This is a genomic window from Clostridium sp. DSM 8431, from assembly GCF_900116755.1.
Classification (GTDB): Bacteria; Bacillota; Clostridia; order Clostridiales; family Clostridiaceae; genus Clostridium.
The window spans coordinates 1-11,453 of sequence record NZ_FPBY01000110.1; the positions used below are offsets into that span (position 1 = coordinate 1).

The window sequence follows — 11,453 nt, forward strand, 5'->3', positions numbered from 1 at the left end:
TACAAAATAGGACACGATGAATAAGGAAAAATCTCGATATGGGTATAATTGTCCATATTTTGAGTAGCAGATAGAGTGAATTTTATATCAATATTAATGATTGGAATTGGATTATCTATGGACGCATTTGCAGTTTCATTAACTATGGGTCTTAATACATCTAAGGACAATCGTTTAAAGATAGCATTACGATCAGGTTTATTCTTTGGAATTTTTCAAGGGTTAATGCCACTTATAGGTTGGGCTCTTGGTATTAATTTTACTGAGTATATACAAGCAATAGACCATTGGATAGCATTTGCGCTTTTAAGTTTTATTGGGGGTAAAATGGTATATGAATCTATTAAGGGAGATGAAGATGAAGAAAAAGAAATGGATTTTTCTTATAAAAGGTTTTTGATTCTTGCAATAGCTACTAGTATTGATGCTTTAGCAGTAGGTGTTAGTTTTGCATTTTTAAGCGTAAATATATTTTATGCGGCAATAATAATTGCATGTACAACATTTTTACTTAGTATTATAGCTGTATATATTGGAAGAGCATTCGGAGAAATATTGAAATCAAAATCAGAATTAATTGGTGGAATTATTTTGGTAATTATGGGGATTAAAATTTTAATAGAACATTTGTCTGGAAAATAAAAAACTGAAAAGTTAATTTATAACAATAAAAATAGTAAAATCATTAAATAAATACTAAAAATATGTCTAGATACTTTAATAATTGATAGAAAATTATGTAGCATTTATGTTAAGATATATATAGGAAGGATAAATTTAAAATATTCTTTTATAGCAAATAATTGTTAAAAAAATAAAGAAAATTTAACAATTGTTATTGTTAAAAAAATGATTATAAAGAGGAGAACAGTATGGAAAAGAAAAAAAATATTTCTATGGCTGTAATAAAAAGGTTACCTAAATATCATAGATATCTTAAAGACTTATTAGATAATGATGTGGATAGAATTTCTTCAAAAGAGCTAGGAGCAAAGATAGGATTTACAGCATCACAAATTCGTCAAGATTTAAATTGTTTTGGAGACTTTGGACAGCAAGGATATGGATACAACGTAAGAGAATTATATAATCAAATTAGAGATATTCTAGGATTAAATAAAGAATATAAGGCAGTTTTAATTGGAGCAGGTAATATAGGGCAAGCAATAGCTAACTACAATGGTTTTGGTAAACTAGGCTTTGAATTTACAGGTATTTTCGATGCTAATCCAAAGCTTGTAGGTATGAAAATTCAAGATATAGAAATAAATGAAATTGATACATTAAAGGATCATTTAATGCGCAATTCTATTGATATTGGTATAATATGCGTACCAAAAATAAACGCTCAAAAAGTATGTGATGAATTAGTTGCAGGAGGAGTAAAAGGAATATGGAATTTTGCTCCTGTAGATTTAAATGTGCCTAAAGATGTAATAGTTGAGAATGTACATTTAAGTGAAAGTATGCTTACATTAATTTATCAATTACACAGTAAAGAAGAAGAAGTGAATGAATAAAAAATACGGTATGGAAAATATTCATTAAATTAGCAAAAAATCTCAACAAAAATATTGCAAATAATTTAACAAAGTATTATAATTATAATTGAAGTTGAAAGACTTCAATTATTTTTTTTCTTCAGATTGTTATAATATTAACAAGTTTTGAAGTAAATTTTTTTGAGATTTGACTGGAAAAAAAATAAATAAATGTGAATAAATACATTTGCGAGCGAGGGAATTATTCGAGGGGGGAAAAGTGTGGAACTTAAAAATGTAATTTTAGAAAAAGAAGATCATTTGGCTATTGTAACTATAAATAGACCAAAGGCATTAAATGCATTAAACTCAGATACTTTAAAAGATCTTGATGTAGTAATTGATGATCTAGAAAAAGACAATAATATTTATGCTGTAATAGTTAAAGGTTCAGGAGAAAAATCCTTTGTAGCTGGAGCTGATATAGCAGAAATGAAAGATTTAAATGAAGAAGAAGGAAAGGCCTTCGGTACTTTAGGAAATAAAGTATTTTTAAGACTTGAAAACTTAGACAAGCCTGTAATAGCAGCCATATCTGGCTTTGCACTAGGTGGTGGATGTGAACTAGCTATGTCATGTGATATAAGAATAGCTTCAGAAAAAGCTAAATTTGCTCAACCAGAAGCAGGTCTTGGAATAACACCAGGTTTTGGTGGAACTCAAAGATTATCAAGATTAGTTGGTTTAGCAAAAGCAAAAGAAATGATTTATACATGTAGAATGGTAAAAGCTGAAGAAGCTATGCAAATTGGCTTAGTAAATAAAATTGTGCCTCTTGAAAATCTTATGGATGAAGCAAAAGCTATGGCAAATGCAATAATCATTAATGCACCTAAGGCTGTTAAGTACTGTAAGGATGCAATTAACAGAGGAGCACAAGTTGATATAAAAACTGCTGTAGAAATTGAAGCAGAAGACTTTGGTAAATGTTTTGCAACTGAAGACCAAAAAGAAGGTATGACAGCTTTCTTAGAAAAGAGAGATAAGAACTTTAAAAATAAATAAACTTAAATTTTAAGGAGGGTTAATAATGGATTTCAAATTAACTAGAGAACAAGAATTAGTACAACAAATGGTTAGAGACTTTGCAGTTAATGAAGTAAAACCAATAGCTGCTGAAATTGATGAAACAGAAAAGTTTCCAATGGAAAATGTTAAGAAGATGGGAAGTCTTGGAATGATGGGTATCCCATTTCCTAAAGAAGTAGGGGGAGCAGGCGGTGACGTATTATCATATATTATAGCCGTTGAAGAATTATCAAAGGTTTGTGCAACAACTGGAGTAATTTTGTCAGCTCATACATCATTATGTGCATCAGTTATCAATGAAAATGGTACACCTGCACAAAAAGAAAAATACTTAGCTGATTTATGTAGTGGTAAAAAGATTGGTGCTTTTGGTTTAACTGAACCAGGTGCTGGTACAGATGCATCAGGTCAACAAACAACTGCAGTTCTTGATGGTGATCACTATGTATTAAATGGTTCAAAAATCTTCATAACTAATGGTGGAGTTGCAGAAACTTTCATTATATTTGCTATGACAGATAAGAGCAAAGGAACTAGAGGAATTTCAGCATTCATAGTAGAAAAAGATTTCCCAGGATTCTCAGTTGGAAGCCTAGAAAATAAGATGGGTATTAGAGCATCATCTACTACAGAACTTATTATGGAAAACTGTATAGTACCTAAGGAAAACTTAATAGGAGCAGAAGGAAAAGGATTTAAGATAGCAATGAAGACTCTTGATGGAGGAAGAATTGGTATAGCTGCTCAAGCATTAAGTATAGCAGAAGGAGCTTTTGAAGAAGCTGTAGCATATATGAAAGAAAGAAAACAATTTGGCAAACCACTTTCAGCATTCCAAGGATTACAATGGTATATTGCTGAAATGGACGTTAAGATTCAAGCAGCTAAACACTTAGTATATAAAGCAGCTATGAATAAACAAAACGGAGAACCTTATTCAATAGATGCAGCAAGAGCTAAACTTTTTGCAGCAGAAACAGCAATGGAAGTTACAACTAAGGCAGTACAAATCCTTGGTGGATATGGATACACTAAAGAATATCCATTAGAAAGAATGATGAGAGATGCTAAGATAACTGAAATATACGAAGGAACTTCAGAAGTTCAAAAGATGGTTATTTCAGGTAGCGTTTTAAGATAGGAGGGTGTTTATAAATGAATATAGTAGTTTGCGTTAAACAAGTTCCAGATACAACAGCAGTTAAGATAGATCCAGTAAAAGGAACATTAATTAGAGATGGTGTTCCATCAATTATAAATCCAGAAGATAAGCATGCATTAGAAGAAGCTTTAGCACTAAAAGAAAAAGTTGGCGGTAAGGTAACTGTAATTAGCATGGGTCTTCCAATGGCTAAGGCAGCACTTAGAGAATCATTATGTATGGGTGCTGATGAAGCAATTCTTTTAACAGATAGAGCACTTGGAGGAGCTGATACACTTGCAACTTCAAAGGCTATAGCTGGAGTAATTAAAAAGTTAGACTATGACATAGTTTTAGCAGGTAGACAAGCAATTGATGGTGATACTGCTCAAGTTGGACCAGAAATTGCAGAACATTTAAATATTCCACAAGTAACATATGTGCAAGAAGTTAAAGTTGATGGTAATACATTAACAATAAATAGAGCATTAGAAGATGGACATCAAATAGTTGAAGTTAATACTCCATGTTTATTAACTGCTATTGAAGAATTAAATGCACCTAGATATATGAATGTAGGTAAAATATTCGAAACTTCTGATAATGAAATTAAGGTATGGACTGCTGACGATATCGATGTAGATAAGTCAGAATTAGGATTAAAGGGTTCACCAACTAAGGTTAAGAAATCAATGACTAAAGAAGTTAAGGGTGCTGGAGAATTAGTTGAAAAACCAGCTAAGGAAGCAGCTGAATATGTTCTAGGAAAATTAAAAGAGAAACACTACATTTAAGATAATAGGAGGGGATTTATTATGAATATAGCAGATTATAAAGGCGTTTGGGTCTTTGCTGAACAAAGAGAAGGTAAATTGCAAAAAGTATCTTTAGAGTTACTTGGAGAAGGTAAGAAAATAGCTGAAAAGTTAGGCGTTAAATTAACAGCTTTACTTTTGGGTAATAACATAGAAGGATTAGCAAAAACTTTAACTGAACATGGTGCTGATGAAGTTTTAGTTGCTAATGATGCTAAATTGGAAAATTATACAACAGAAGCTTATACAAAAGTTATTGTTGATTTAGTAAATGAAAGAAAGCCATCAATATTATTTATTGGAGCTACTTTCATAGGAAGAGATTTAGGACCAAGAGTATCAGCTAGATTAGCAACAGGTTTAACAGCTGACTGTACATCATTAGATGTAGATGTTGAAACTGGAGATCTTCTTGCTACAAGACCAGCTTTTGGTGGTAACTTAATGGCAACAATCGCTTGTCCTGAACATAGACCACAAATGGCAACAGTAAGACCAGGAGTATTTGAAAAGGTTGAAACTAATTCTGATAACGCAAAGGTTGAAAATGTAGAAGTTAAGTTAACTGATGCTGATATTAGAACTAAGGTATTAGAAACAATTAAGAGCAAGAAAGATATTATAGATATCTCAGAAGCAAAAGTTATAGTTGCTGGTGGTAGAGGTGTTGGTTCTAAAGAAAACTTTGCACTTCTTCAAGAATTAGCAGATGTATTAGGTGGAACTGTTGCAGGTTCAAGAGCAGCTGTAGAAAAAGGATGGTTAGATCCAGCATACCAAGTTGGACAAACTGGTAAGACTGTTAAACCATCAATTTATATAGCATGTGGTATATCAGGAGCAATTCAACATGTTGCTGGTATGCAAGATTCAGATATGATTATAGCAATAAACAAAGATAATTCAGCTCCAATAATGAAGGTTGCAGATTACGGTATAGTTGGAGATGTTAAGAAGGTTATACCAGAATTAATAGCACAAGCTAAAGAATTAGTAGTTGAATAATTAGAGATAAATTTGTTTTAGGTAAGTATACAAAAAAGGGGGATTTTTAGATATGAAAAAAGTTTTTGTTCTTGGTGCAGGTACAATGGGAGCAGGTATTGTTCAAGCATTTGCACAAAGTGGATGTGAAGTAATCGTTAGAGATATTAAAGATGAATTCGTTCAAAGAGGAATTGCTGGAATTGATAAAACTTTAAGCAAGAGAGTTGCTAAAGGTAAAATGAGTGAAGAAGATAAGGAAGCAATCCTTTCAAGAATTTCAGGAACTACTGATATGAAATTAGCAGCTGATGCAGATATAGTTGTAGAAGCAGCAATTGAAAATATGAATATTAAGAAAGAGATTTTTGCTGAATTAGATGAAATCTGTAAGCCAGAAACAATCTTAGCTTCAAACACTTCATCTTTATCAATAACAGAAGTTGCTTCAGCTACTAAGAGAGCTGACAAGGTTATAGGAATGCATTTCTTTAACCCAGCACCAGTTATGAAATTAGTAGAAATAATAAGAGGTGCAGCTACATCTAAGGAAACTTTTGATGCAGTAAAAGAATTATCTGTAGCAATAGGAAAAGAACCAGTAGAAGTTTCTGAAGCTCCTGGATTTGTTGTTAATAGAATTCTTATACCAATGGTTAATGAAGCAATTGGTATCTATGCAGATGGAGTAGCATCAGTAGAAGATATTGATACAGCTATGAAATATGGTGCAAATCATCCAATGGGACCTTTAGCACTAGGAGATTTAATAGGGCTAGACGTTGTTCTTGCAATAATGGATGTTTTATATAAAGAAACTGGGGATTCTAAGTACAGAGCTCATACATTATTAAGAAAATACGTAAGAGCTGGATGGCTTGGAAGAAAGACAGGAAAAGGATTCTATGATTATTCTAAATAGAATCAATACTAGGTAAAATTAGCGGTTTAATTGTTTGTTTTGTAAGTTTATATAAGTGTGTTTTAGAAGAAGAAGAGCTATTGCAAATTAATTTTTGCAATAGCTCTTCTTTTTAAAGATTCCAGCTTAATACTATTAATGTATAAGTTTACAAAAAAATCAATAAATGATAAAATTAAGTTGTATACAAAATCAGAAAGAGGTATAGAGTTATGATGAGATTTACATTACCAAGAGATATTTATTATGGAAAAGGTTCAATGGAACAATTAAAATCCCTAAAAGGAAAGAAGGCTGTCTTAGTAATAGGCGGTGGTTCAATGAAGAGATTTGGTTTCGTTGATAAAGCAATTGATTATTTAAAAGAAGCTGGAATAGAAACTAAACTTATAGAAGGAGTAGAACCAGATCCATCAGTAGAAACAGTTCTTAATGGAGCTAAAACTATGAGAGATTTTGAGCCAGATTGGATTATAGCTATGGGTGGAGGTTCTCCAATTGATGCTGCAAAAGCAATGTGGATATTCTATGAATACCCAGATTCAAAATTTGAGGATATTACAAAGCCTTTCTCTTTACCAGAATTAAGAACTAAGGCTAAGTTTGTAGCTATTCCATCAACAAGTGGAACTGCAACAGAAGTAACTGCATTCTCTGTAATTACAGACTACAAAACTGAAATTAAATATCCTTTAGCAGATTTCAATATTACACCTGATATTGCAATAGTTGATTCAGAATTAGCTGAAACAATGCCTGCTAAATTAACATCATATACAGGAATGGATGCCTTAACTCATGCAATTGAAGCATATGTAGCAACATTAAATTCTCCATTTACAGATCCATTAGCTTTAAAAGCTATAAGCATGATAAATGATGAATTAGTTAAGTCTTATGAAGGTGATATGAAGTCTAGAGAAGAAATGCACTATGCTCAATGTTTAGCAGGAATGGCATTCTCTAATGCATTACTTGGAATATGCCACAGTATGGCACATAAAACAGGAGCAGTCTTTCATATACCACATGGATGTGCAAATGCAATATATTTACCATATGTAATTGAGTTTAATGCAAAGAAATGTGCTGATAGATATGCAACAATAGCTAGAAGCATTAACTTAAAAGGAAATACTGATGAAGAATTAGTAGATTCATTAGTTACTTTTGTTCAAGATTTAAATAAGAAGATGTCAATACCACTTACATTAAAAGAATATGGTATTAATGAAGATGATTTTAATAATAAGGTTGAACTTATTTCTGAAAGAGCAATAGAAGATGCATGTACAGGCTCAAATCCAAGAGAAATAAGTAAAGATGAAATGGTTAAACTATTCAAATGTGTTTATACAGGAGAAAAGGTTAATTTCTAAATATATAAAAAATCTGCAGTGTCAAAAGCTGCAGATTTTTTCGTTACCTAATATACTTTTTGTTTTGAGTTTTAGAAAAATAAAATATTACATAAAATTCTGTATAAGATAAAAACAGTATAAAAAGTATAAAAATGGTTGAAGACGCATGTATGAATACGTTATAATATGTATGAATAGCAAAAAAGCATTATATTGGGGGGACAAAGGTGTATAAAATATTAAAAAAAGAACAATTAAATGAAAATATCTATCTTATGGATATTGAAGCACCTAGAGTAGCGGCTTCTGCTAATCCAGGTCAATTTGTTATTGTAGTACCAGATGAAATAGGTGAAAGAATCCCTTTAACAGTCTGTGATTACGATAGAGAAAAGGGTACTGTAACAATAGTATTCCAAACAATTGGGGCATCTACAGAAAAGATGGCTAAATATGAAGTTGGAGATTCATTTAGAGATTTTGTAGGACCTTTAGGACAAGCGTCAGAGCTTGTTACTGATGATTTGTCAGAAATAAAGAATAAGAAAATTATGTTTATAGCTGGAGGAGTTGGTACAGCACCAGTTTATCCTCAAGTTAAGTGGTTACATTCTAAGGGAATAGACGCAGATGTAATTGTTGGGGCAAGAAATAAGGATATTGTAATTCTTAAAGATGAAATGGAAGCTGTTGCAGGAAATTATTATTTAGCAACAGATGATGGATCTTCAGGCTTTAAGGGTATGGTAACTGATAGATTACAAGACTTAGTTGAAAATGAAGGAAAGAAATATGATTTGGTAGTAGCTATTGGACCAATGATTATGATGAAATTTGTATGTCTTTTAACTAAAAAGTTAGGAATAAAAACAATAGTAAGTTTAAATCCAATTATGGTTGATGGTACTGGTATGTGTGGTGCTTGTAGAGTATTAGTTGGAGATGAAGTTAAATTTGCATGTGTTGATGGTCCAGAATTTGATGGACATAAAGTAGATTTTGATCAAGCTATGAGAAGACAAGCTATGTATAAGACTGAAGAAGGAAAAGCAATGCTTAAAGAGCAAGAAGGCAACACTCATCATGGTGGATGTGGACATTGTGGAGGTGACAAGTAAAATGGATAGAATGAAAAGAGTTAAAGTAGCAGAACAAGATCCAAAGGTAAGAGCTAAAAACTTTGAAGAAGTTTGTTTAGGATATACAAAGGATGAAGCTTTAGAAGAAGCAACAAGATGTTTAAATTGTAAGAATCCTAGATGTGTACAAAAATGTCCAGTTAATATTGCCATTCCAAATTTTATTGCACAAATTAAGGATGGTAATTTTGAAGAAGCAGCTAAGATAATAGCAGAATCTTCAGCACTTCCAGAAGTATGTGGAAGAGTATGTCCACAAGAATCACAATGCGAAGGTAGTTGTGTAATGGGAATTAAGGGTGAAGCTATTGCTATAGGAAAGCTTGAAAGATTTGTAGCTGACTGGGCAAGGGAAAATAATATAGATGTATCTGAAACAAAACCTAAAAATGGTAAGAAAGTTGCAGTTATAGGAAGTGGTCCTTCAGGATTAACTTGTGCTGGAGACTTAGCTAAATTAGGATATGATGTAACTATATTTGAGGCCTTACATAAAGTTGGAGGAGTTTTAGCTTATGGTATTCCAGAATTCAGATTACCTAAAGATACTGTAGTTAAAGGTGCAGTTGAAAAGGTTGAAAAATTAGGAGTTAAAATAGAAACTAACGTTATAATTGGTAAGACAGTTACTATTGATGAGTTATTTGATAAAGAAGGCTTTGAGGCTGTATTTATAGGATCAGGAGCAGGACTTCCTAGATTCATGGGTATCAAAGGAGAAGATGCAAATGGAGTATTCTCAGCTAATGAAATTTTAACTAGAAGTAACTTAATGAAGGCCTATGAAGATGGATATGACACTCCAATAAGAAAAGGAAAAAAAGTAGCAGTCGTAGGTGGAGGAAATGTTGCTATGGATGCAGCAAGAACTGCTTTAAGACTTGGTGCTGAAGTTCATGTTGTATATAGAAGAGGGGAAGAGGAACTTCCTGCAAGAGCTGAAGAAGTACATCACGCTAAAGAAGAAGGTGTAATCTTTGATCTTTTAACTAACCCAACTGAAATTCTAGAAGATGAAAAAGGATGGGTTAAAGGTATGAAGTGTGTTAAGATGCAACTTGGTGAAGCTGATGCATCAGGAAGAAGAAGACCTGAAGTAGTTGAAGGTTCTGATTTCGTACTAGATGTTGATACTGTAATCATGTCATTAGGTACATCTCCAAACCCACTTATTTCATCAACTACTAAGGGACTTGATATAAATAATAGAAAATGCATCGTTGCTTCAGAAGATACAGGTTTAACTTCAAGAGAAGGTGTATTTGCTGGAGGAGATGCAGTTACAGGTGCAGCTACTGTTATCCTAGCTATGGGAGCTGGAAAGAAAGCTGCTGCTGGAATTCATGAATATCTTTCAAATAAATAAAAGATATTAGATAAAAAGGAATCTATAGAGTAGTCAAATTTGATGACTATTTCTATAGGTTCTTTTTATTTAGTTTTGAATAAATAGAAGAGGTATTAGGTTTAAAAGCGATTTGTAAAAAAATAATTTTAAATATAAAAAATAAAGAAAATGTAACAAAAAAATGTATTTTTGGTTAAAAAATAATAAAAAACTCTATTTTAAAGTAAAAAATACAACATCCATTTGTTTGAAAAGTTATAAATTTCAAATAATGAATAATGAAGACGAATTGTGAATTGTTATTTTTTTTGACATTAAAATTATTTTTTTTGGTAATATTTTCTTGTATTGAAGATTCTGTTAGGTTTTCGTGAAAATTAGCTTGATAAATCATAAAATTATTCGTTCTTTGAAAATTATATAAGTTGAAAAAATATTACATGATAGATAGATCTGTAATAAATTAGTATTCTCTTCGTTTTTAGGGGGATATTTAGTCTTTATTAAACTTATTTTATATTTATGGTTGAGAAGGGCAATTTTCATATAACTTAATAGAACAGAATTAAAAATAAGGAGAGAAAATTATGAAAAAAAGAGTAAAAATATTATTAGCTTCTTTAGCAATAGTTGCTAGTATGATTATGCCTGCTAAAGCAACATATTATACTTATGGAAATCGTGGAGATTACATGGGAAAACTTAATCTATACATGAGTGGAGAAACTAGATATGGTTTAGCTGGTACTTATGTTCAAGATAATAAGTATATTGTAAATACTATAACAGCAGAATTAATTGATAATGGACGTAGTAAAGCTTATAAAAGCAATAGTATGTCAAGTGGAGCTACAACAAAGACAGTTGTATGTAACTACAGTGGAGTTGTTGGAAAGCACACAATAATAAGTCCATCAAATGGAAATTGGAATGGAACAACTTAAAAAATAGAGAGTATTGATATTGCCTTTTATGCAATATCACTATTATTTCATTACTAATAAGGAGTACAAATGGATATTTATAGTATATTTATTAAATATTTTTTGAAGAAAAAAACAAAAAAGGTACAATTATTTTTGAGGGCACTGAAAAACTTTAAGTTTTTCTAGTGCGCTATTCCAAAATCAAAAAGGAGTTAATTAAACTAATAAATTTTAGTTACATTAACTC

11 protein-coding genes are annotated in these 11,453 nt (G+C 31.5%); all 11 read left to right on the forward strand.

The features are described 5' to 3' along the window. Positions 1–75 precede the first annotated feature (75 nt). Positions 76–642 (forward strand): manganese efflux pump MntP, encoded by a 567-nt coding sequence (locus BM384_RS11510; protein ID WP_090013753.1) that lies wholly within the window; start codon positions 76–78, stop codon positions 640–642. 230 nt (positions 643–872) lie between these two features. Beyond that, positions 873–1,520 carry a redox-sensing transcriptional repressor Rex gene (locus BM384_RS11515; RefSeq protein ID WP_090013755.1) on the forward strand — a complete coding sequence of 216 codons (648 nt, stop codon included), beginning with the start codon at positions 873–875 and terminating at the stop codon, positions 1,518–1,520. Positions 1,521–1,763: 243 nt separating this feature from the next. Beyond that, the gene (locus BM384_RS11520) at positions 1,764–2,546 is read left to right on the forward strand and encodes a short-chain-enoyl-CoA hydratase (RefSeq protein WP_090013757.1); all 783 of its coding nucleotides are present in this window, start codon (positions 1,764–1,766) and stop codon (positions 2,544–2,546) included. Positions 2,547–2,571: 25 nt separating this feature from the next. After that, positions 2,572–3,711, forward strand: coding sequence for an acyl-CoA dehydrogenase (locus BM384_RS11525; protein ID WP_090013758.1), 1,140 nt, complete (start codon positions 2,572–2,574; stop codon positions 3,709–3,711). Positions 3,712–3,725: 14 nt separating this feature from the next. Further along, on the forward strand, positions 3,726–4,505 hold the full coding sequence (locus tag BM384_RS11530; protein ID WP_090013759.1) for an electron transfer flavoprotein subunit beta/FixA family protein: 780 nt from the start codon (positions 3,726–3,728) through the stop codon (positions 4,503–4,505). A gap of 21 nt (positions 4,506–4,526) precedes the next feature. Further along, complete coding sequence (locus BM384_RS11535; RefSeq protein ID WP_090013761.1) at positions 4,527–5,531, forward strand: electron transfer flavoprotein subunit alpha/FixB family protein; 1,005 nt, start codon at positions 4,527–4,529, stop codon at positions 5,529–5,531. 52 nt (positions 5,532–5,583) lie between these two features. Beyond that, positions 5,584–6,432 (forward strand): 3-hydroxybutyryl-CoA dehydrogenase, encoded by an 849-nt coding sequence (locus BM384_RS11540; RefSeq protein WP_090013763.1) that lies wholly within the window; start codon positions 5,584–5,586, stop codon positions 6,430–6,432. Positions 6,433–6,644: 212 nt separating this feature from the next. Further along, positions 6,645–7,811: an NADPH-dependent butanol dehydrogenase gene (locus BM384_RS11545; protein ID WP_090013764.1), complete on the forward strand. Its 1,167-nt coding sequence runs from the start codon at positions 6,645–6,647 to the stop codon at positions 7,809–7,811. Between the two features lie 209 nt (positions 7,812–8,020). Beyond that, positions 8,021–8,911: a sulfide/dihydroorotate dehydrogenase-like FAD/NAD-binding protein gene (locus tag BM384_RS11550; protein WP_090013766.1), complete on the forward strand. Its 891-nt coding sequence runs from the start codon at positions 8,021–8,023 to the stop codon at positions 8,909–8,911. Position 8,912: 1 nt separating this feature from the next. Next, complete coding sequence (gene gltA, locus BM384_RS11555) at positions 8,913–10,298, forward strand: NADPH-dependent glutamate synthase (protein ID WP_090013767.1); 1,386 nt, start codon at positions 8,913–8,915, stop codon at positions 10,296–10,298. A 569-nt stretch (positions 10,299–10,867) separates the two neighbouring features. Then, positions 10,868–11,224 (forward strand): hypothetical protein, encoded by a 357-nt coding sequence (locus tag BM384_RS11560; RefSeq protein ID WP_090013769.1) that lies wholly within the window; start codon positions 10,868–10,870, stop codon positions 11,222–11,224. The last annotated feature ends 229 nt before the right edge of the window (positions 11,225–11,453 follow it).